General features: G+C 67.2%; 16 protein-coding genes and 1 riboswitch. Of the genes, 13 read left to right on the forward strand and 3 right to left on the reverse strand.

Annotated features, from left to right (window positions below):
• Positions 1–29: 29 nt before the first annotated feature.
• From KY49_RS00365 to ugpQ, 6 genes are all read left to right on the forward strand, one after another.
• Entirely contained in the window at positions 30–1,238 is a 1,209-nt protein-coding gene (locus KY49_RS00365) for a deoxyguanosinetriphosphate triphosphohydrolase (protein WP_042582927.1), read from the forward strand.
• Between the two features lie 91 nt (positions 1,239–1,329).
• Positions 1,330–2,664 (forward strand): sn-glycerol-3-phosphate ABC transporter substrate-binding protein UgpB, encoded by a 1,335-nt coding sequence (gene ugpB / locus KY49_RS00370; RefSeq protein WP_042582928.1) that lies wholly within the window; start codon positions 1,330–1,332, stop codon positions 2,662–2,664.
• A gap of 96 nt (positions 2,665–2,760) precedes the next feature.
• Positions 2,761–3,645 carry a sn-glycerol-3-phosphate ABC transporter permease UgpA gene (gene ugpA, locus KY49_RS00375; RefSeq protein ID WP_042582929.1) on the forward strand — a complete coding sequence of 295 codons (885 nt, stop codon included), beginning with the start codon at positions 2,761–2,763 and terminating at the stop codon, positions 3,643–3,645.
• Positions 3,642–4,487, forward strand: coding sequence for a sn-glycerol-3-phosphate ABC transporter permease UgpE (ugpE, locus tag KY49_RS00380; protein WP_042582930.1), 846 nt, complete (start codon positions 3,642–3,644; stop codon positions 4,485–4,487). The genes ugpA and ugpE overlap by 4 nt, the downstream gene beginning before the upstream one ends.
• A gap of 32 nt (positions 4,488–4,519) precedes the next feature.
• Positions 4,520–5,605, forward strand: a complete 1,086-nt coding sequence (locus KY49_RS00385) for a sn-glycerol-3-phosphate import ATP-binding protein UgpC (RefSeq protein WP_042582931.1) — start codon at positions 4,520–4,522, stop codon at positions 5,603–5,605.
• Between the two features lie 26 nt (positions 5,606–5,631).
• On the forward strand, positions 5,632–6,396 hold the full coding sequence (gene ugpQ, locus KY49_RS00390) for a glycerophosphodiester phosphodiesterase (RefSeq protein ID WP_042582932.1): 765 nt from the start codon (positions 5,632–5,634) through the stop codon (positions 6,394–6,396).
• A 137-nt stretch (positions 6,397–6,533) separates the two neighbouring features.
• On the opposite strand, the gene KY49_RS00395 is transcribed toward ugpQ, so the two are convergent.
• The gene (locus KY49_RS00395) at positions 6,534–7,265 is read right to left on the reverse strand and encodes an OmpW/AlkL family protein (protein ID WP_042582933.1); all 732 of its coding nucleotides are present in this window, start codon (positions 7,263–7,265) and stop codon (positions 6,534–6,536) included.
• A gap of 191 nt (positions 7,266–7,456) precedes the next feature.
• Here KY49_RS00395 and KY49_RS00400 point away from each other — a divergent pair, with 191 nt between their 5' ends.
• From KY49_RS00400 to KY49_RS00410, 3 genes are all read left to right on the forward strand, one after another.
• A complete protein-coding gene (locus tag KY49_RS00400; protein ID WP_010092912.1) occupies positions 7,457–8,170 on the forward strand; it encodes a transposase in 714 nt (237 codons plus the stop codon).
• 291 nt (positions 8,171–8,461) lie between these two features.
• Positions 8,462–13,165 (forward strand): glutamate synthase-related protein, encoded by a 4,704-nt coding sequence (locus tag KY49_RS00405; protein ID WP_042582934.1) that lies wholly within the window; start codon positions 8,462–8,464, stop codon positions 13,163–13,165.
• 85 nt (positions 13,166–13,250) lie between these two features.
• Positions 13,251–14,717 carry a glutamate synthase subunit beta gene (locus KY49_RS00410; protein WP_042582935.1) on the forward strand — a complete coding sequence of 489 codons (1,467 nt, stop codon included), beginning with the start codon at positions 13,251–13,253 and terminating at the stop codon, positions 14,715–14,717.
• Positions 14,718–14,818: 101 nt separating this feature from the next.
• Here the strand turns inward: KY49_RS00410 and KY49_RS36730 are convergent, their stop codons facing one another.
• Positions 14,819–15,196: a hypothetical protein gene (locus KY49_RS36730; protein ID WP_156162404.1), complete on the reverse strand. Its 378-nt coding sequence runs from the start codon at positions 15,194–15,196 to the stop codon at positions 14,819–14,821.
• A 177-nt stretch (positions 15,197–15,373) separates the two neighbouring features.
• Between KY49_RS36730 and KY49_RS00415 the strand changes: the two genes are divergently transcribed.
• Positions 15,374–16,861: an alanine/glycine:cation symporter family protein gene (locus KY49_RS00415; RefSeq protein ID WP_042582936.1), complete on the forward strand. Its 1,488-nt coding sequence runs from the start codon at positions 15,374–15,376 to the stop codon at positions 16,859–16,861.
• 2 nt (positions 16,862–16,863) lie between these two features.
• Entirely contained in the window at positions 16,864–17,448 is a 585-nt protein-coding gene (gene thpR / locus KY49_RS00420; protein WP_042582937.1) for an RNA 2',3'-cyclic phosphodiesterase, read from the forward strand.
• A gap of 61 nt (positions 17,449–17,509) precedes the next feature.
• Here thpR and KY49_RS00425 read toward each other — a convergent pair whose 3' ends face one another.
• Positions 17,510–19,270, reverse strand: a complete 1,761-nt coding sequence (locus KY49_RS00425) for an ABC transporter ATP-binding protein/permease (RefSeq protein WP_042582938.1) — start codon at positions 19,268–19,270, stop codon at positions 17,510–17,512.
• Between the two features lie 272 nt (positions 19,271–19,542).
• Positions 19,543–19,664, forward strand: a riboswitch (TPP riboswitch).
• Positions 19,665–19,878: 214 nt separating this feature from the next.
• Between KY49_RS00425 and KY49_RS00430 the strand changes: the two genes are divergently transcribed.
• A complete protein-coding gene (locus KY49_RS00430) occupies positions 19,879–21,027 on the forward strand; it encodes an FAD-dependent oxidoreductase (protein ID WP_042582939.1) in 1,149 nt (382 codons plus the stop codon).
• Positions 21,028–21,061: 34 nt separating this feature from the next.
• The gene (gene thiS, locus KY49_RS00435) at positions 21,062–21,259 is read left to right on the forward strand and encodes a sulfur carrier protein ThiS (RefSeq protein WP_042582940.1); all 198 of its coding nucleotides are present in this window, start codon (positions 21,062–21,064) and stop codon (positions 21,257–21,259) included.
• Position 21,260 lies beyond the last annotated feature (1 nt).

The following is a 21,260-nucleotide window of genomic DNA, read 5'->3' on the forward strand; positions in this document are numbered from 1 at the left end:
TGCCCCGGCGCCCCTGACATGGAGGAGACGTGAGCGAGACATCCAGCAGCAAACTGCCCCAGGCCAGCCGTGCCGCCGCCGCGCCGGTGGCCGAGCCGCCGACGCTGGCGGCGCTGGAAGCCCATCTCGCTCCGTATGCCGCGCACGCGTCGTGCTCGCGCGGCCGGCGCCATCCGGAACCGCCGCCGGCGGCCCGCACCGAATTCCAGCGCGACCGCGACCGCATCGTCCACTCGACCGCATTCCGCCGGCTCGAATACAAGACCCAGGTCTTCGTCAATCACGAAGGCGACCTGTTCCGCACCCGCCTCACGCACAGCCTCGAAGTCGCGCAGATCGCGCGCTCGGTCGCGCGCAACCTGCGGCTGAACGAGGATCTCGTCGAGGCGATCTCGCTCGCGCACGACCTCGGCCATACGCCGTTCGGCCATGCGGGGCAGGACGCGCTCAACGCGTGCATGCGCGAGCACGGCGGCTTCGAGCACAACCTGCAGAGCCTCGCCGTCGTCGACGAGCTCGAGGAGCACTACGGCGCGTTCAACGGGCTGAATCTCTGCTTCGAGACGCGCGAGGGCATCCTCAAGCACTGCTCGCGCGAGAACGCGCGCAAGCTCGGCGCGCTCGGCGAACGGTTCCTGCAGGGGCGCCAGCCGTCGCTCGAGGCGCAGCTCGCGAACATCGCCGACGAAATCGCCTACAACAACCACGACGTCGACGACGGCCTGCGCTCCGGGCTCGTCACGATCGAGCAGCTCGCGGAAGTCGAGCTCTGGCAGCGTCACCACGACGAGGCGCTCGCCGAATTCCCGCATCTCGAAGGCCGGCGTCTCGTGCACGAGACGGTGCGCCGCATCATCAATACGCTGATCGTCGACCTGATCGACGAAACCACGCGCAATCTCGCGCGCATCGCGCCGGCGTCGCTCGACGACGTGCGCGCGGCCCCGCCGATCGTCGCGCACAGCGAGCCGGTCGCCGCGCAGGCGGCGGCGCTCAAGCGCTTCCTGTTCAAGAACCTGTACCGCCATTACAAGGTCATGAGGATGGCGAACAAGGCGCAGCGCGTCGTCGCCGGCCTGTTCGACGCGTTCTGCGACGATCCGCGCCTGCTGCCGCCGCCGTACCAGTGCGACGATCCGGCGAAGCAGCCGCGCCTCGTCGCCCACTACATCGCCGGCATGACCGATCGTTTCGCGCTGAAGGAATACCAGCGGCTGTTCGTCGTCAGCGACAACTGACTGTCACATTCGATCACTAGACTTCGCCGGTTCGCTGGCAACGGGAAAGCCGTACATGCGGTTGGTATCGTTTTCATAGGAGAAGAGGTCGATGAAGAAGAAGCCCGTAGGGACGCTGGTTCGCTCGCTCGCGCTCGGGGGCGTGCTGATGGCCGGCGCGCAGCACGCAGCATTCGCGGCGACGGAAATCCAGTTCTGGCATGCGATGGAAGCCGCGCTCGGCGAGCGGGTCAACGACATCGCCGCGCAGTTCAACGCGTCGCAAAGCGACTACAAGATCGTGCCGGTCTTCAAGGGCACCTACGACCAGGCGCTCGCGGCGGGCATCGCCGCGTACCGCAGCGGCAACGCGCCGGCGATCCTTCAGGTCTACGAAGTCGGCACCGCGACGATGATGCAGGCGAAGAAGGCGGTGGTGCCCGTCTACGACGTGTTCAAGCAGGCCGGCGTGCCGCTCGACGAAAAGGCGTTCGTGCCGACCATTGCAAGCTACTACAGCGACGCGAAGACGGGCCATCTGGTGTCGATGCCGTTCAACAGCTCGACGCCGGTGCTGTACTACAACAAGGACGCGTTCAAGAAGGCCGGGCTCGACCCGAACCAGCCGCCGAAGACCTGGGACGAAGTGAAGGCCGACGCGGAGAAGCTGCGCAAGTCGGGCATGGCGTGCGGCTTCACGACCGGCTGGCAGGGCTGGATCCAGCTCGAGAACTACAGCGCGTGGCATGGCGTGCCGTTCGCGAGCCGCAACAACGGCTTCGACGGCGCCGACGCGGCGCTCGAGTTCAACAAGCCGCAGCAGGTCGCGCACATCCAGTTCCTGCAGCAGATGGCGAAGGACGGCACGTTCACGTACGCGGGCCGCAAGGACGAGGCGTCGTCGAAGTTCTACAGCGGCGATTGCGGGATCATGACGACGTCGTCGGGCGCGCTCGCGACGCTGCGCAAGTTCGCGAAGTTCGATTTCGGCACCGGCATGATGCCGTACGACGCGAATGTGAAGGGGGCGCCGCAGAACGCGATCATCGGCGGCGCGAGCCTGTGGGTGCTGGCGGGCAAGGACCCGGCGACCTACAAGGGCGTCGCGAAATTCCTCGCGTATCTCAGCTCGCCGCCCGTCGCCGCGAAGTGGCACCAGGACACGGGCTACCTGCCGGTCACGACGGCCGCGTACGACCTGACGCGCCAGCAGGGCTTCTACGCGAAGAACCCGAGTGCGGAAACCGCGATCAAGCAGATGATGAACAAGCCGCCGCTGCCGTACACGAAGGGGCTGCGGCTCGGCAACATGCCGCAGATCCGCACGGTCGTCGACGAGGAGTTCGAGCAGGTCTGGGCGCAGAAGAAGGCGCCGAAGGACGCGCTCGATTCCGCGGCCACGCGCGGCGACGAACTGCTGCGCCGCTTCGAGAAGTCGGGCAGCTGAGCGCGCTTCGCCCTGCGCCGCCGGCCGTGTCGCACGAACCCGCGCGACGGCCGGCGGCCGTTCATCCTTGCTTTCTGGCCTGACCGGATCTCCGCGATGCAATCCCGTTCCCGTTTCGGCACGAGCCTGTTGCCGTACCTGCTGATCGCGCCGCAGCTCGCGATCACCGGCGTGTTCTTCCTGTGGCCCGCCGGCGTCGCGCTGTGGCAGTCGACGCAGATGCAGGACGCGTTCGGCACGTCGAGCGAGTTCGTCGGCGTCGCGAACTTCGCGCACCTGTTCGCCGATCCGCTGTATCTCGACTCGTTTCGCACGACGCTCGTGTTCAGCGCGCTCGTCACCGTGAGCGGGCTCGTCGTGTCGCTGCTGCTCGCCGCGTGCGCGGACCGCGTGGTGCGCGGCGCGCGCGCGTACCGCACGCTGCTGATCTGGCCGTACGCGGTCGCGCCGACGATCGCCGCGGTGCTGTGGGCGTTCCTGTTCAACCCGAGCATTGGCCTCGTCACCTACGCGCTCGCGAAGTCGGGAATCGTCTGGAACCACGCGCTGAACGGCGGGCAGGCGATGTTCCTGGTCGTGCTCGCGTCGGTGTGGAAGCAGGTGAGCTACAACTTCCTGTTCTTCTACGCGGGGCTGCAGGCGATCCCGCGCTCGCTGATCGAGGCGGCCGCGATCGACGGCGCGGGCCCGGTGCGGCGCTTCTTCCACGTGGTGCTGCCGCTCCTGTCGCCGACGAGCTTCTTCCTGCTGGTCGTGAACCTCGTCTACGCGTTCTTCGACACGTTCCCGGTGATCGACGCCGCGACCGCCGGCGGCCCCGCGCAGAGCACCAAGACGCTGATCTACAAGATCTTCGCGGAAGGCTTCCAGGGGCTCGACATCGGCAGCTCGGGCGCGCAGTCGGTCGTGCTGATGGCGATCGTCGTCGGCCTCACGGTGATCCAGTTCCGCTTCGTCGAACGCAGGGTGCAATACGCATGATCGAGAATCGCAAGGGCTTCGACCTGTTCTGCCACGCGGTGCTGATCGCGGGCGTCGCGCTGCTCGTGTTTCCCGTCTACGTCGCGTTCTGCGCGGCGACGATGAGCGCGCAGGAAGTGTTCACGGTGCCGTTGTCGCTCGTGCCGAGCACGCACCTCGTCGAGAACGTCGCGTACATCTGGCGGCACGGCAGCGGCGGCACGACCGCGCCGTTCGGCCTGCTGCTCGCCAACAGCTTCGCGATGGCGCTCGGCATCGCGGTCGGCAAGATCGCGGTGTCGATCCTGTCCGCGTACGCGATCGTCTATTTCCGCTTCCCGTTCCGCAATACGGCGTTCTGGCTGATCTTCGTCACGCTGATGCTGCCGGTCGAGGTGCGGATCTTCCCGACCGTGCAGGTCGTGTCGACGCTGCATATGACCAACACCTACGCGGGGCTCACGCTGCCGCTGATCGCGTCGGCGACCGCGACCTTCCTGTTCCGCCAGTTCTTCATGACGCTGCCCGACGAGCTGATGGACGCGGCGCGCATCGACGGCGCGGGGCCGCTGCGCTTCTTCTGGGACGTCGTGCTGCCGCTGTCGAAGACGAGCATCGCCGCGCTGTTCGTGATCACCTTCATCTACGGGTGGAACCAGTACCTGTGGCCGATCCTGATCACGACGGAGGCGTCGCTGTCGACGTCCGTGGTCGGCATCAAGACGATGATCGCGAGCGGCGACACCGCGACCGAATGGCATTACGTGATGGCCGCGACGCTCCTGGCGATGATTCCGCCGCTCGTCGTCGTGCTGGCGATGCAGCGCTGGTTCGTGCGCGGCCTCGTCGATTCTGAAAAGTAACCACGGACACGCTACGAGGAGAAGGACGACGTATGGCTGCGCTGAGCTTGAGGGGCGTCAGGAAATCCTATGACGGAAAGCAGCAGGTGCTGCACGGGATCGACGTCGACATTGCCGACGGCGAATTCATCGTGCTGGTCGGGCCGTCGGGCTGCGGCAAGTCGACGCTCCTGCGGATGATCGCGGGGCTCGAGAGCGTGACGGACGGCGAGATCGCGATCGGTGAGCGCGTCGTCAACGCGCTCGAGCCGAAGGATCGCGACATCGCGATGGTGTTCCAGAACTACGCGCTGTATCCGCACATGACGGTCGCGCAGAACATGGGCTACGGGCTGAAGATTCGCGGCGTCGAGCGCGCGACGATCGACGCGCGCGTCGCGTCGGCCGCGAAGATCCTCGAGCTCGAGCCGCTGCTCGCGCGGCGGCCGCGCGAGCTGTCGGGCGGGCAGCGGCAGCGGGTCGCGATGGGGCGCGCGATCGTGCGCGAGCCGTCGGTGTTCCTGTTCGACGAGCCGCTGTCGAACCTCGACGCGAAGCTGCGCGTGCAGATGCGGCTCGAGATCCAGCGGCTGCATGCGCGGCTCGCGACGACGAGCGTGTACGTGACGCACGACCAGATCGAGGCGATGACGCTCGCGCAGCGCGTGATCGTGATGAACCGCGGCCACGCGGAGCAGATCGGCGCGCCGGTCGACGTCTACGAGAAGCCGGCGACGGTGTTCGTCGCGGGCTTCATCGGCTCGCCGGCGATGAACCTGCTGCACGGGCGGCTGTCGGACGATGGCGCGACGTTCGAGGTCGCAGGCGGCGGCCCCGCGCTGCCGGTCACCGGCGCGCGTGGAATCGGCACGGAGATCGCGACGGGCCGCGACTGGGTGCTCGGCGTGCGCCCGGAGCACATGACGCCGCAGCCGGGCTTGCCGAATGTCACACTGCCGGTCGATTCGTGCGAGCTGCTCGGCGCGGACAACCTCGTGCACAGCCGCTGGGGCGCGCACGACGTCGCGGTGCGCCTGCCGCACGCTGACCGCCCCGCGCGCGGCACGGTGCTCGCGGTCGCGCTGCCCGCGCACCGGCTGCATTTCTTCGATCCCGAGACCGGCAAGCGCGCCGGCTGAACCTGTTCCTGTTGCGAGGCGTTCCGATGACTTTCCGCCCTGACTGGCCGTACCCGCGCGTCGTCGCCCATCGCGGCGGCGGCACGCTCGCGCCGGAGAACACGCTCGCCGCGCTCGACGAAGGCGCGCGGCGCGGCCACGCGATGGTCGAATTCGACGCGAAGCTGTCGGCCGACGACGTCACGTTCCTGCTGCACGACGACACGGTCGACCGGACCTCGGACGGCCACGGGCCGGCGGCCGCGATGCGCTATGCGGAACTCGCGGCGCTCGATGTCGGCGCGTGGTTCGATGCGCGCTTTGCGGGCGAGCGGATGCCGACGTTCGAGGCGGCGGCGGCGCGCTGCGTCGCGCTCGGGCTGATGGCGAACGTCGAGATCAAGCCGTGCCCGGGCCGCGAGCGCGAAACCGGGCGGCGCGTGGCCGCGGACGCGGCTGCGTACTGGCGTGACGCCGCGGTGCCGCCACTGTTGTCGTCGTTTTCTTTCGATGCGCTGCAGCAGGCGCGCGTCACCGCGCCCGGCCTGCCGCGCGGCATGCTGTACGAGGCGGTGCCGGACGACTGGTACGCGCAGGCGGTCGACGCGCTCGGCTGCGTGTCGCTGCACGCGGACCACACGCGGCTCGACGAGCCGCTCGTGCACGCAATCAAGGCGGCCGGGCTGCGCATCCTGGTTTACACGGTCAACGACCCCGAACGGGCGCGGGAACTCGTGCGCTGGGGCGTCAACGCGGTCTGCACCGACCGGATCGACCTGATCGGCCCGCATGCGCTCGACGGAATCCTCTAGCGCGCGAACCTGACGCGAAAAAACGACGCCCCGGCGGGTTTCCGTCCGGGGCGTTCTGCTTTGCGGAGGGGTAACGCCAGGAAAATTCCGCTACAAATTGCAGCGGGATTAACCATTCCCCAAATATTCGACTACGCTTAGAAACGGTAGCCGACGTTGAGGTACGTGACGATCGGGTTGAGCGAGATCTTCGCCTTCGACGTTTCGGTCAGGGTGCCGACCTGGGTCCGTTTGGCCGTCGTGAAGGTCGCGGTGACGCTCACCGGGATGTACGAAATCGACAGGCCGGCGAACCAGTGGTCGGTGAAGTTGTACGTGAAGCCGGCGTTGAAGACGGGCGCCCACTGGTTGCTGGTCGTCGCGCTGGTCGGGCCGCCGAGCACGCCGTTCTCGAATGCGCTGTTCGTGATCTTCGCGCCGGTGAACCACACGTACGTCGCGCCGATGCCGAGATACGGACGGAATTTGGCGTTGGCTTCGTTGAAGTGGTAGCGCAGCAACAGTGCCGGGCTCCACTGATATACATTGCCGAGCTTGCCGAAGCTTTCGAACCGACCCTTGCCGTTGATGTCGAACTTCGGCGGGATCCCCATGACGAGCTCGGTGGAGATATGGTCAGTGACGAAATAGCCTGCCGCGAGCCCGATGGTGTCGGCGTCGCTGATGCCGGCGCCGGTGTTGGGAATCGGTTGGTTGACGGGCCTGCCGCCGACGCTATAGACGTACAGCGGATCGCTGCTGTCCTGCGGCGACAGGTGGAGCCAGCCGGTGCTGACGTAAAAGCTGCCTGCGGATTGCGCGTGTGCCGTACCACCCGCGAACGTAAACGCGAGCGCTGCGGCCCCCGTAATGGCCAGTTTTCGTTTCATTGTGTCTCCTCCGATCAAAGGCGTGCTCATTATGACTACTGCGTTTAAAACCAAACAAGCTCGTAAGTTAGAGTTTTCTCCCTAGGATTCGCACGACCGTACGATTCAGCGCCGAGAGCGGGAGGATTCTACGCAAGTGCGCACAATTGGACCTTCGGGTATTTCCTAACGCGATCAAACGGACATTCAGCATGGCACGGTTAGCACGACTCTACGTTCCCGACCAGCCGCAGCACGTGATATTGCGCGGCCTGGATCAGCAACCCGCGTTCGTCGACGACCAGGACTACGAGCTCTTCATCGATTGCCTGAAGGCCGCGGCGCGCGATCATCACCTGGCGGTGCACGCGTACGTGCTGTTGCCGCGTCAGGTGCAGCTGCTCGTGACGCCGAGCGACGAGGCCAGCCTGCCGAAGGCGATGCAGGCGGTCGGACGTCGCTACGTCGCGCATTTCAACCGCCGCTATTCGCGGCGCGGCACCCTGTGGGAAGGCCGCTATCGCGCGACGGTGATCGAAGGCGAGCGGTATTTCCTGCTCGCGAGCCGCGTGGTCGAGCTGAGCCCGGTGCGCGCGCAGCTCGTTGCGACGCCCGACGCCTATCGGTGGTCGAGCTACCGGCATCACGTCGGGCTCACCGTCGACAGCCTGATCACCGACCACCCGCTCTACTGGGCGCTCGGCAATACGCCGTTCGAACGGCAGCGCGCGTACAAGGAGCTGTGCGAGCAGCCGCTCGACGAGCGGCAGGCCGACCAGCTGCAGCAGGCGACGCTGAAGGGCTGGGTGCTCGGCGGCGAGACCTATCGCGAATGGGCGGCGCGCACCGCGAACCGGCGCGTGTCGCCGCTGCCGCGCGGACGCCCTCGAAAGGTGCGTGAGAACACGCCGCCGATCCAGCAATAAGCGCGGGCAGGCGGACCAGGAGGCGGCGCCGCGGGCGCCGCTTCTCTTTGCACCAAAATGATACGGACCCAATAAAATGGCACCAGATCGATGCATCTGTTTAAGTGGGGTCGTATCAAGCGGTTTTTGTTGCTATTCCTTTGATTCGTCGCGTATATTCCGAATTCCGGTGGCCGGGGCGAAGCCTGCCCAGCCCACTGTCGGCCGCGCCGACTCCTGCCGGGAGCGGGAAACGGCGGCAACAAGAAAATGGTTCAACGGCCCTCGAGGCCCCTTTACGACGGTGTCCCCATGAACGACCACCAGCAGCCGCTCACCGCGGTGCCCGCCGCGCAAGGTCTGTACGACCCGCAACACGAACACGACGCCTGCGGCGTCGGCTTCGTCGCTCACATCAAGGGCAAGAAGAGCCACGAGATCATCGAACAGGGTCTGAAGATCCTCGAGAATCTCGACCACCGCGGCGCGGTCGGCGCCGATCCGCTGATGGGCGACGGCGCGGGGATCCTGATCCAGATTCCGGATGCGTTCTACCGTGAGGAAATGGCGAAGCAGGGCGTGACGCTGCCGCCCGCCGGCGAGTACGGCGTGGGGATGATCTTCCTGCCGAAGGAAAACGCGTCGCGGATCGCGTGCGAGCAGGAGCTCGAGCGCACCGTGAAGGCCGAGGGTCAGGTGGTGCTGGGCTGGCGCGACGTGCCGGTCGACCATGCGATGCCGATCTCGCCGACCGTGAAGGCGACCGAGCCGCTGATCCGCCAGATCTTCATCGGCCGCGGCAAGGACATCATGGTGACGGACGCGCTCGAGCGTAAGCTCTACGTGATCCGCAAGACCGCCAGCCACCGCATCCAGGCGCTCAAGCTGAAGCACGGCAAGGAATACTTCGTGCCGTCGATGTCGGCGCGCACGATCGTCTACAAGGGCCTGCTGCTGGCCGGCCAGGTCGGCGTGTACTACCGCGACCTGCAGGACGCGCGCGTCGTGTCGGCGCTCGCGCTCGTGCACCAGCGCTTCTCGACCAACACGTTCCCGGCCTGGGAGCTGGCCCACCCGTACCGGATGATCGCGCACAACGGCGAGATCAACACCGTGAAGGGCAACGTCAACTGGCTGAACGCCCGCACCGGCGCGATCGCGAGCCACGTGCTCGGCGACGACCTGCCGAAGCTCTGGCCGCTGATCTACCCGGGCCAGTCGGATACGGCTTCGTTCGACAACTGTCTCGAACTGCTCGTCATGGCCGGCTATCCGCTCGTGCACGCGGTGATGATGATGATCCCGGAAGCGTGGGAGCAGCACACGCTGATGGACGAGAACCGCCGCGCGTTCTACGAATACCACGCCGCGATGATGGAGCCGTGGGACGGCCCCGCCGCGATCGCGTTCACCGACGGCCGCCAGATCGGCGCGACGCTCGACCGCAACGGCCTGCGCCCGGCGCGCTACATCGTGACCGACGACGACCTCGTGATCATGGCGTCGGAAGCCGGCACGCTGCCGATCCCCGAATCGAAGATCGTCAAGAAGTGGCGCCTGCAGCCGGGCAAGATGTTCCTGATCGACATGGAGCACGGCCGCATCATCGACGACAAGGAGCTCAAGGACAACCTCGCGAACGCTAAGCCCTACAAGAGCTGGATCGACGCCGTGCGCATCAAGCTCGACGAGATCGAGCCGAAGGCGGAAGAGGTCGCGGCCGGCCGCAGCCAGGGCGCGACGCTGCTCGACCGACAGCAGGCGTTCGGCTATACGCAGGAAGACCTGAAGTTCCTGATGGCGCCGATGGCGCAGCAGGGCGAGGAAGCGGTCGGCTCGATGGGCAACGACTCGCCGCTCGCGGTGATGTCGAACAAGAACAAGACGCTCTATCACTACTTCAAGCAGCTGTTCGCGCAGGTCACGAACCCGCCGATCGACCCGATCCGCGAGAACATGGTGATGTCGCTCGTGTCGTTCATCGGCCCGAAGCCGAACCTGCTCGACACGAACAACATCAACCCGCCGATGCGGCTCGAAGTGTCGCAGCCGGTGCTCGACTTCAAGGACATCGCGAAGATCCGCGCGATCGACCAGTACACGGGCGGCAAGTTCAGCTCGTACGAGCTGAGCATCTGCTATCCGGTCGCGTGGGGCAAGGCCGGCATCGAGGCGCGCCTCGCGTCGCTGTGCGCGGAAGCCGTCGACGCGGTGAAGTCGGGCTACAACATCCTGATCGTGTCGGACCGCAAGACCGACGCCGAGCACGTCGCGATCCCCGCGCTGCTCGCGACCTCGGCGATCCACACGCACCTCGTCCAGCAGGGGCTGCGCACCAGCACGGGCCTCGTCGTCGAGACGGGCTCGGCGCGCGAGACGCACCACTTCGCGCTGCTCGCCGGCTACGGCGCGGAAGCGGTCCACCCGTACCTCGCGATGGAAACGCTCGCGCAGATGGCCGACGGCCTGAAGGGCGACCTGTCGCCGGAAAAGGCGGTGTACAACTTCACGAAGGCGGTCGGCAAGGGCCTGCAGAAGGTCATGTCGAAGATGGGCATCTCGACGTACATGTCGTACACGGGCGCGCAGATCTTCGAAGCGGTCGGCCTCGCGACCGACCTCGTCGAGAAGTACTTCAAGGGCACGGCGTCGAAGGTCGGCGGCATCGGCCTGTTCGAAGTCGCGGAAGAGGCGATCCGCCTGCACCGCGACGCGTTCGGCGACAACCCGGTGCTGCGCGACATGCTCGACGCGGGCGGCGAGTACGCCTATCGCGTGCGCGGCGAGGACCACATGTGGACGCCGGATTCGATCGCGAAGCTGCAGCACGCGACGCGCAGCAACTCGTACCAGACGTACAAGGAATACGCGCACCTGATCAACGATCAGACGAAGCGCCACATGACGTTCCGCGGGCTGTTCGAGTTCAAGGTGTCGCCGGCGAAGGCGATTCCGATCGACGAAGTCGAGCCGGCGAAGGACATCGTCAAGCGCTTCGCGACGGGCGCGATGTCGCTCGGCTCGATCAGCACCGAGGCGCACGCGACGCTCGCGATCGCGATGAACCGGATCGGCGGCAAGTCGAACACCGGCGAGGGCGGCGAGGACGAAAAGCGCTACCGCAACGAGCTGCGCGGCATTCCGATCAAGTCGGGCGAGTCGCTGAAGTCGGTGATCGGCGACGAGATCGTCAGCGACATCCCGCTGAAGGACGGCGATTCGCTGCGCTCGAAGATCAAGCAGGTCGCGTCGGGCCGCTTCGGCGTGACGGCCGAGTACCTGGCATCGGCCGACCAGATCCAGATCAAGATGGCGCAGGGCGCGAAGCCGGGCGAAGGCGGCCAGTTGCCGGGCCACAAGGTGTCCGACTACATCGGCAAGCTGCGCTACTCGGTGCCGGGCGTCGGCCTGATCTCGCCGCCGCCGCACCACGACATCTATTCGATCGAGGATCTGGCGCAGCTGATCCACGACCTGAAGAACGTGAACCCGAGCTCGAGCATCTCGGTGAAGCTCGTGTCGGAAGTGGGCGTCGGCACGGTCGCGGCGGGCGTCGCGAAGGCGAAGGCCGATCACGTCGTGATCGCCGGCCATGACGGCGGCACCGGCGCGTCGCCGCTGTCGTCGGTCAAGCACGCGGGCACGCCGTGGGAGCTCGGCCTCGCCGAAACGCAGCAGACGCTGGTGCTGAACCGCCTGCGCGGCCGCATCCGCGTGCAGGCCGACGGCCAGATGAAGACCGGCCGCGACGTCGTGATCGGCGCGCTGCTCGGCGCGGACGAATTCGGCTTCGCGACGGCGCCGCTCGTCGTCGAGGGCTGCATCATGATGCGCAAGTGCCACCTGAACACGTGCCCGGTCGGCGTCGCGACGCAGGACCCGGTGCTGCGCGCGAAGTTCGCGGGCCAGCCGGAACACGTCGTCAACTACTTCTTCTTCGTCGCCGAGGAAGTGCGCGAGATCATGGCGCAGCTCGGCATCGCGAAGTTCGACGACCTGGTCGGCCGCGCCGACCTGCTCGACACCCGCAAGGGCATCGAGCACTGGAAGGCGAAGGGCCTCGACTTCTCGCGCGTGTTCTACCAGCCGGAAGAGTGCGAGGACGTCGCGCGGCGTCACGTCGACGTGCAGGACCACGGCCTCGAGCGCGCGCTCGACCACGTGCTGATCGAGAAGGCGAAGGCGGCGATCGAGAACGGCGAGCACGTGTCGTTCATCCAGCCGGTGCGCAACGTGAACCGCACGGTCGGCGCGATGCTGTCGGGCGCGATCGCGAAGAAGCATGGCCACGACGGCCTCGACGACGACGCGGTGCACATCCAGCTGAAGGGCACGGCGGGCCAGAGCTTCGGCGCGTTCCTCGCGAAGGGCGTGACGCTGGACCTCGTCGGCGACGGCAACGACTACGTCGGCAAGGGCCTGTCGGGCGGCCGGATCATCATCCGCCCGACCAACGACTTCCGCGGCAAGTCCGAGGAAAACATCATCTGCGGCAACACGGTGATGTACGGCGCGATCGAAGGCGAAGCGTTCTTCCGCGGCGTTGCCGGCGAGCGCTTCTGCGTGCGCAACTCGGGCGCGACGGCGGTCGTCGAGGGCACGGGCGACCACGGCAGCGAATACATGACGGGCGGCACGGTCGTCGTGCTCGGCGAGACGGGGCGCAACTTCGCGGCCGGCATGTCGGGCGGCGTCGCGTACGTGTACGACCCGGAAGGCACGTTCGCGGCGAAGTGCAACAAGTCGATGGTCGCGCTCGATCCGGTGCTGCAGCAGGCCGAGCAGGAGCGCACGGTCGACCGCGCGCTCTGGCACGCGGGCACGACGGACGAAGCGCTGCTCAAGGGGCTCGTCGAGCGTCATTTCCAGTTCACCGGTTCGCCGCGCGCGAAATCGCTGCTGGAAAACTGGGACGCGGCGCGGCGCCAGTTCGTGAAGGTGTTCCCGCACGAATACAAGCGCGCGCTGGGCGAGATCGGCGCGAAGAAGGCGGCGAAGGAAGAACTGGCCGCCTGAGCGACGAACGACACAGCAGAGGCCGCGCGCGCCTGACGGGCCGCGCGGCTCCCCCACCCGATACACGGAATCAGAAGAGCACCTTATGGGCAAGGCAACCGGTTTTCTGGAGTTCGAACGCCGCCACGAGGCGTACGAGGCACCGCTCACGCGCGTGAAGCACTACAAGGAATTCGTCCAGGCGCTGTCCGACGCGGACGCGAAGGTCCAGGGCGCGCGCTGCATGGATTGCGGCATCCCGTTCTGCAACAACGGCTGCCCGGTCAACAACATCATCCCGGACTTCAACGACCTGGTGTATCGCCAGGACTGGAAGCAGGCGATCGAAGTCCTGCATTCGACCAACAACTTCCCGGAGTTCACGGGCCGCATCTGCCCGGCGCCGTGCGAGGCCGCGTGTACGCTCGGGATCAACGACGACCCGGTCGGCATCAAGTCGATCGAGCACGCGATCATCGACAAGGCATGGGCGGAAGGCTGGGTGCAGCCGCAGCCGGCCGCGCACAAGACGGGCAAGAAGGTCGCGGTCGTCGGCTCCGGCCCCGCGGGCCTCGCCGCCGCGCAGCAGCTTGCGCGCGCGGGCCACGACGTGACGGTGTTCGAGAAGAGCGACCGGATCGGCGGCCTGCTGCGCTACGGAATTCCCGACTTCAAGCTCGAGAAGTGGCTGATCGACCGCCGCATGCGCCAGATGGAGGCGGAAGGCGTGACGTTCCGCACCAGCGTGTTCATCGGCAAGGATGCACTGCCGGACTCGATCGGCAACATGGCGAAGGAAACCATTTCGCCGGCAACGCTGAAGGAAGAATTCGACGCGGTCGTGATCGCGGGCGGTTCGGAAACGCCGCGCGACCTGCCGGTGCCGGGCCGCGAGCTGGCCGGCATCCACTTCGCGATGGACTTCCTGCCGCAGCAGAACCGCGTGAACGCCGGCGACAAGCTCGTCGACCAGTTGCTCGCGAAGGGCAAGCACGTCGTCGTGATCGGCGGCGGCGACACGGGTTCGGACTGCGTCGGCACGTCGAACCGTCATGGCGCGAAGAGCGTCACGCAGTTCGAGCTGCTGCCGCAGCCGCCGGAACAGGAAAACAAGCCGCTCGTGTGGCCGTACTGGCCGATCAAGCTGCGCACGTCGTCGTCGCACGAGGAAGGCTGCGAGCGCGACTGGGCGGTCGCGACGAAGCGCTTCGAAGGCAAGAACGGCAAGGTCGAGAAGCTGATCGCGGCGCGCGTCGAGTGGAAGGACGGCAAGATGCAGGAAGTGCCGGGCTCGGAATTCGAGATGAAGGCCGATCTGGTACTGCTCGCGATGGGCTTCACGCAGCCGGCTTCTCCGGTGCTCGAGGCATTCGGCGTCGACAAGGACGCGCGCGGCAACGCGCGTGCGGCGACCGAAGGCGATCGCGCGTACTACACGTCGGTCGACAAGGTGTTCGCGGCGGGCGACATGCGCCGCGGCCAGTCGCTCGTGGTGTGGGCGATCCGCGAAGGCCGGCAATGCGCGCGGTCGGTCGATGCGTACCTGATGGGGCATTCGGAGCTGCCGCGCTGAGTATCATCGCGGGCGGGTTTCGATGAAAGCCGGGCGTCCGAGAGGGCGCCCGGTTTTTTTGCGCCTGTCGACGGCAGCGACGCCCCTCCGCAGTTTTCCAGTCATTCGCGCGGCGTGCGTTGTTCTCTGGCCGCGAACGAGATCATGCGTCCAAGGCAGTCGAGTACGGCGAAATAGTTGCCTTCGCGCGCGTGCAGACCGAAATGCCAAGTATCGCGTTTCCCGGGATGCACCAGAGCGCCCAGTGCACGGTGTGGCGAACGAATGTCGGAATCGTGGTGGCGTGCTGGATTCGAGACGGCCTGTTTTCGTCGAGGCCAAGCGGTCACGCTGATCGCTTCATTCGGCGGATTGCAAGCGAGTGCTGTTCGGCCGGTCGAGGACCGGGGGCGTCGCGGCTTGCGCGACTTGTACGGATCGCGGACGTCAAGCCGACAAAACGCGCCCCGGACATCGTTTCCGATCGTAATGAAAATCATCGCATCTGCCTGATTCGTTCTGTGCACAGGTCGCCTAACCTGAAGACGTTCGCCACCAGTTTTCGCCACCCCAATCCTTTCGTTTTGTAAGAATTCTCGCGAATTGTCATATCATGTCGTTCCTCCGGCGCGCCACGTGCAGCCGGCCATGACTGACCGCATTTAAGAGGACACTGGATGGAAGCACTCGTGCAAGGGCTGATCGACGCCGTCAACGGCGTGTTGTGGAACTACGTGCTGATCGCGCTGCTGCTCGGCGCGGGCGCGTGGTTCACGCTGCGATTCCGGATGATCCAGCTGAAGGCGCTGTTCCTCAGCATGAAGCTGGTCGGCAGCAAGGGCGAGCCGGGCAGCATCTCGTCGTTCCAGGCGTTCGCGACCGGGCTCGCGAGCCGCGTCGGCACCGGCAACATCGCCGGCGTCGCGGTCGCGCTGACCGTCGGCGGGCCGGGCGCGATCTTCTGGATGTGGATGACGGCGCTCGTCGGCATGTCGTCCGCGTTCGTCGAGGCGACGCTCGCGCAGATCTTCAAGGTCTCGCATCCCGACGGCACCTATCGCGGCGGCCCCGCGTACTACATCCAGCAGGGCCTGCGCTCGCGCGGCTTCGGCGTGCTGTTCTCGCTGTCGCTGATCCTCGCGTTCGGCTTCGTGTTCAACGCGGTGCAGGCGAACGCGATCGCCGACGCGTTCCATACGTCGTTCGGCTGGAGCCGCGAGACCGTCGGCCTCGCCCTCGTGCTGCTGACCGCGCCGATCATCTTCGGCGGGATCCGCCGGATCGCGACCGTCGCGCAGGTGATCGTGCCGCTGATGGCGATCGGCTACCTCGCGCTCGCGGTCTACGCGGTCGCGACGCACATCGCGATGGTGCCGGACGTGATCATGCTGATCGTGAAGAGCGCGTTCGGACTCGAGCAGGCGGCGGGCGGCCTGACCGGCTATGCGGTCAGCCAGGCGATCGCGATCGGCGTGAAGCGCGGGCTGTTCTCGAACGAAGCCGGCATGGGCAGCGCGCCGAACGCGGCGGCGACCGCCAGCACCCGGCATCCGGTCGCGCAGGGGCTGATCCAGATGCTCGGCGTGTTCGTCGACACGATCGTGATCTGCAGCGCGACCGCGTTCGTGATCCTGTTGTCCGGCCAGTACGAGCTCGGCACCGGCATGGAAGGCGCGGCGCTCACGCAGCGCGCGATCTCGAGCCACGTCGGCGACTGGGGCGGCATCTACATGGCGGTCGCGATCTTCTTCCTCGCGTTCTCGTCGGTGATCGGCAACTACGCGTATGCGGAGGGCAACGTCGACTTCATCACGAAGCGGCGCGGCGTGCTGCCGGTATTCCGCATCGCGGTGCTCGGGATGGTGATGTTCGGCAGCGTCGGCCAGCTCCCGCTCGTGTGGGCCATGGCCGACACGAGCATGGGCCTGATGGCGATCATCAACCTGATCGCGATCCTCGCGCTCGGCAAGCACGCACACGCCGCGTGGCGCGATTACCGTCGCCAGCGCGCCGCGGGCGTCGCCGATCCGGTGTTTACGCGCAACACGATTCCGGAGCTGGCGCACGTGCTGCCGAAGGACGTGTGGGGCGAGCACGGCCCGCTGCCGCGGCGTCCGGCGGCAGCGCCTGCAACCGGCGTCGCGACGGGCGTCGCGGCCAACTGACCATGAACGGCGACCGGCTCCGCGCATTCGTCGCGCTGATGGCCGACGCGGCGTCGCGCGACGCATTGCACGCGCTGCCGGTCGCGCGCGGCGCGCGGCGCACGCAGCCGGAGCAGCTGCACGTGACACTCGCGTTTCTCGGCGCGATCGAGCGCGACCGGTGCGACGCGCTCGCCGCGCGGTTGCCGGCGCTGGCGGCGGCGCACGCATTGCCGCTGCAGCAGGTCGCGCGGCTCGCGTGGTGGCCGAGTCTGCCGAAGGCGCGCCTGATCGTCGCGGAGCTCGGCGTCGAGCCGGCGCTGGTCGCGCTGAACGACGCGCTGGTGGCCGCGTTGCGGGACGTCGGCATGCCGACCGATCGCCGGCCGTTCCGGCCGCACGTGACACTCGCGCGGCTGCCGCACTACGCGGTCGGGCAGCCGGCGCACGGCGGCGAGCTGCGCCAGCCGGTCGAATTGCATTTCGAAGCGCTGACCTTGTTCGAAAGCGTGCTGTCGCATACGGGGGCGTCGCATCGCCCGCTGGTGTCGGCGCCGCTTGCGCTGGCGGATGCGCAGGGAAGAGGAGAGGGCCCGCTGCCGGCGTAGGCGGGCCATGCTGGGCGGGCGGCCGGGACGCTCGACGCGCACCGGCCGGCTGCCCGGGCGATTACGCGGCGACCTTGTCGCTGTCGCTCACGCGTTCGACGTTGATCGTGCCGCCGTGGTACGCCGCGAGCGATTCGCGGTGCGCGATGCTGACGATCGCGGCCTGCGGCAGCCGCTCGTTGAACAGGTGATAGAGGCGCGCTTCGTTGTCCGCGTCGAGCGCGCTCGTCGCTTCGTCGAGGAACAGGAAGTCCGGCTTGTGCAGCAGCACGCGCGCGCCGGCAAGACGCTGCTGCTCGCCCGGCGACAGCACGCGGGTCCAGTGCGCGGTCTCGTCGAGCCGGTCGACGTACTCCTCGAGCCGGCACGCGCGCAGCGCGTCGCGGCATGCGTCGTCGCTGTATGTGTCGGCGGTGGCCGGATAGGTGAGCGCGGCCTTCAGCGTGCCGATCGGCAGGTAGCTCGTTTGCGGCACGAACATCATCCGCGCGCTGACCGGCGCGTCGATCGCGCCGTCGCCGAACGGCCAGAGCCCCGCGAGCGCGCGCATGAACGTGCTCTTGCCGGAGCCCGACTTGCCGATCACGAGCCAGCGCGAACCGGGCTCGATCGTGACGCTGCCGATGTCGGCGAGCGCGTTGCCGTTCGGCAGCGCGAGCTTGAGCGACGACGTCGACAGGCGCTCGCTGTCGACGTAATGCAGGTTGATGCCGCCGTGCTCGGTCGCGGGCGACACGCTTTCCTTCAGGTGCGACGCGCGCATCACGCGCTTGAATTCGCGCAGACGATTGACGGTCGCGCGCCATTCGACGAGCGTGCTGTAACTGTTGATGAACCAGGAGAACGAGTCGCTGACGTTGCCGAAGGCTTGCGAGATCTGCATGAGCGTGCCGAACGAGAACGCGCCCGCAAAATAGGCCGGTGCCGCGGCGATGAGCGGGAAGATGTTCGCGATCTGGCTGTAGAAGTTCAGGACGAAGTTCAGCCGCATGGTGTACTTCATCAATCGCCACCAGTTTTCGCGAACGCGTTCGAAGATGTTCCGCGCATTCGAATTCTCGAATGCCGCTCCGTCATAGAACGCAATCTGCTCGGCGTTCTCGCGCACCCGGATCATGCCGAAGCGGAAATCCGCCTCGACTTTTTGCTGCTGGTAGTTGATTGACACGAGCGGGTGGCCTGCCCGATGCATCAGGTACGAGCCGAGCAGCGCATAGAGGGCCGCAACCCATACCATGTAGCCGGGAATCACGACGGACGTTCCGCCGATGGGTATCGTCAGCGGGCCGGCGAGCGTCCAGAGGATCACGATGAACGAGACGAGCGAGACGGCGGTCGACAACAACTCGAGCGACAGCACCAGCGTGGTCGTGGCGAATGCCTGAAGATCGTCGGTAATGCGCTGGTCCGGGTTGTCGGTCAGGCGATCGCGTTCGATCCGGTAGAACGCGCGGTCATTCAGCCATTCGTCAAGGAACTGGTTCGTGAGCCACTGTCGCCAGCGGAATCCCAGCATCTGGCGCAGATAGCGGCTGAAGACGAAGAGGATGATCGCGCCGAAAGCGATCGCGCAAAACACGAGCATCAGGTGAGGGAAGTGGCGAGCATCCTTCGCCTGCAGGGCGTTCGTGAACTGTCCGTACCAGGTGTTGAAGCGCACGCTCAGCCATACGCTGGTCAGGTTCATCACGATGATCGCGACGAGCAATCCCCACGCGACTTTCCATTCGGACGAGACCCAGTAGGGCTTGATGAGGCTCCACGCGGAAACCGGGCGCTCGTCCTGCGGCGCGTCGGGGGCGGTAGGGGGCGATTGGGTCATGTGCTTCCTGATGTGTAGCCGGCGCGCAGGCCGGGCGGTGCCGGGTGCGCGCCGTGAAACGGCGGGCCGGGAAAAGGCGCCGGATGACGGCGGGCGTCGCGAATTGTGGTCCGCCCGTCTTAAACGGCACTTAACGGCCAGCGGTGAGACGACAACCGGCGCGCCCGAGCGCACCGGCCTGCGGGCATTGTGCCAGAGCGGCGCGCGGCATCGGTGAAATTGCCGACCGGGGACAGTTTGCGGCGGTTTCCGCTTTTATGGTCTAATGGCCGTCGACGAAACAGGGGTGCTTCGTGCACGGCCGGCAGAGATACCGGCGCCGCAGCGAGGCTGAGAGAGACCCTTCGCACCCGATCCGGGTAATACCGGCGCGGGAAGTTTCCGATCCCGCCGGGCTGCGCTGGCTGCGTCCCCATTGCCAGCGCGCTGTTCCGTCCGGCCGGCCTTTGCTGCCGGTTTCGTCCTTTTGGGTACGCGCGACGCGCGTTACGGAAGGATTCGATGGCCGATCAATCTTCAGTCTTTTGTCCCGCCCCGCGCGCGTTCGCACGGGATCGCGCACGCGTGTCCGCTCCGCATGGACGCGCTTTTCGGGGGGAGGGCGTCCAATGAGCACGCCAATTTCTCGCCCGGATTTCGCCGTGCTGGGCGGCGGCCTCGTCGGCCGCCTGATCGCGTGGCGGCTCGCGGGCAACGGGCATCGCGTCGCGCTCTACGAGCGCGGCGGCCCCGATGGCGAGCAGTCGGCCGCGTGGATCGCGGCCGCGATGCTCGCGCCGCTCGCCGAGGCCGCCAGCGCGGAACGGCTGATCACCGAGCTCGGCGTGGCGTCGCTCGCGCGGTGGCCGCAGTGGCTCGCCGAGCTTCCCGAGCCGGTGTTCTTCCAGCACGACGGCACGCTTATCGTCTGGCATCACGCGGATCGCGCCGAGGCGCCGCTGTTCGAGCGGCGCGTGCGCGCGAACGCGCCGGCCGCGCTGCTCGACGGCGGCCTCGTCACGCTTGCCGGCGCGCAGGTCGATGCGGTCGAGCCGGCGCTCGCGGGCCGCTTCGCGCGCGGCCTGCTGCTGCCGCGCGAAGGCCAGCTCGACAACCGCCAGGCGCTGCGCGCCATTGCCGCGGGCCTCGCGCAGCGCGGTGTCGCCACGCACTGGCACGTCGCGATCGACGCGCACAACCTGCCGGACGCGCATTTCACGATCGACTGCCGCGGGCTCGGCGCGAAGCCGGTGCTGCCCGCGCTGCGCGGCATCCGCGGCGAGGTCGCGCGCGTGCATGCGCCGGGCATCGGGCTGACGCGGCCGGTGCGGCTGCTGCATCCGCGCTATCCGCTGTACATCGCGCCGAAGCAGGACGACCTGTACGTGATCGGTGCGACCGAAGTGGAGGGCGAGGACATGTCGCCCGTCAGCGTGCGCTCCGCGCTGGAGTTGCTGAGCGCCGCGTTCTCCGTGCATCCGGCGTTCGGCGAGGCCCGCATCCTCGAACTGAATTCGCAGTGCCGGCCGACGCTGCCCGACCATCGCCCGGCGCTGATCTGGGACGGCGCCGCGACGCTTGCCGTCAACGGGCTGTACCGGCACGGCTTCATGATCGCGCCGGAGGTCGCGCACGCGGCGGTCGCGTTCGCCGAGGCGGCGCTGTCCGGCGCGCTGGGCAGTACGTTCGGCGGCGCGGACGCGTTCGCCGCGTGGCGCGGCGCGGCACGCTGGCCGGATCTCCTTCATCACCGCGACGCCACGCGCCAGCCGGCCTGACGCGCGTCGCCTCCCGTATTCGACGAAGCAAGCCATGAATATTCAGATCAATCAGCAGACCCTCACGCTGCCCGACGGCGCGACGGTCGCCGACGCGCTCGCCGCGTACGGCGCGCGGCCGCCGTTCGCGGTTGCGCTGAACGGCACGTTCGTCGCGCGCGCGCAGCATGCGGCGCGCGCGCTCGCGGCGGGCGACAAGCTCGACGTCGTGCACCCCGTCGCGGGCGGCTGAG

This window comes from Burkholderia sp. MSHR3999 (genome assembly GCF_000833595.1).
Lineage (GTDB): Bacteria > Pseudomonadota > Gammaproteobacteria > Burkholderiales > Burkholderiaceae > Burkholderia > Burkholderia ubonensis.

What these genes read in the sequence shown, in the direction of transcription:
- KY49_RS00405 (WP_042582934.1), top strand. Translation starts at nt 8,462, where the DNA reads ATGAACGACCACCAGCAGCCGCTCACCGCGGTGCCCGCCGCGCAAGGT.
- ugpE (WP_042582930.1), top strand. Translation starts at nt 3,642, where the DNA reads ATGATCGAGAATCGCAAGGGCTTCGACCTGTTCTGCCACGCGGTGCTG.
- KY49_RS00425 (WP_042582938.1), bottom strand. Translation starts at nt 19,270, where the DNA reads ATGACCCAATCGCCCCCTACCGCCCCCGACGCGCCGCAGGACGAGCGC.
- ugpB (WP_042582928.1), top strand. Translation starts at nt 1,330, where the DNA reads ATGAAGAAGAAGCCCGTAGGGACGCTGGTTCGCTCGCTCGCGCTCGGG.
- KY49_RS00415 (WP_042582936.1), top strand. Translation starts at nt 15,374, where the DNA reads ATGGAAGCACTCGTGCAAGGGCTGATCGACGCCGTCAACGGCGTGTTG.
- KY49_RS36730 (WP_156162404.1), bottom strand. Translation starts at nt 15,196, where the DNA reads ATGATTTTCATTACGATCGGAAACGATGTCCGGGGCGCGTTTTGTCGG.
- KY49_RS00430 (WP_042582939.1), top strand. Translation starts at nt 19,879, where the DNA reads ATGAGCACGCCAATTTCTCGCCCGGATTTCGCCGTGCTGGGCGGCGGC.
- KY49_RS00395 (WP_042582933.1), bottom strand. Translation starts at nt 7,265, where the DNA reads ATGAAACGAAAACTGGCCATTACGGGGGCCGCAGCGCTCGCGTTTACG.
- KY49_RS00400 (WP_010092912.1), top strand. Translation starts at nt 7,457, where the DNA reads ATGGCACGGTTAGCACGACTCTACGTTCCCGACCAGCCGCAGCACGTG.
- thiS (WP_042582940.1), top strand. Translation starts at nt 21,062, where the DNA reads ATGAATATTCAGATCAATCAGCAGACCCTCACGCTGCCCGACGGCGCG.
- KY49_RS00410 (WP_042582935.1), top strand. Translation starts at nt 13,251, where the DNA reads ATGGGCAAGGCAACCGGTTTTCTGGAGTTCGAACGCCGCCACGAGGCG.
- KY49_RS00385 (WP_042582931.1), top strand. Translation starts at nt 4,520, where the DNA reads ATGGCTGCGCTGAGCTTGAGGGGCGTCAGGAAATCCTATGACGGAAAG.
- ugpA (WP_042582929.1), top strand. Translation starts at nt 2,761, where the DNA reads ATGCAATCCCGTTCCCGTTTCGGCACGAGCCTGTTGCCGTACCTGCTG.
- ugpQ (WP_042582932.1), top strand. Translation starts at nt 5,632, where the DNA reads ATGACTTTCCGCCCTGACTGGCCGTACCCGCGCGTCGTCGCCCATCGC.
- thpR (WP_042582937.1), top strand. Translation starts at nt 16,864, where the DNA reads ATGAACGGCGACCGGCTCCGCGCATTCGTCGCGCTGATGGCCGACGCG.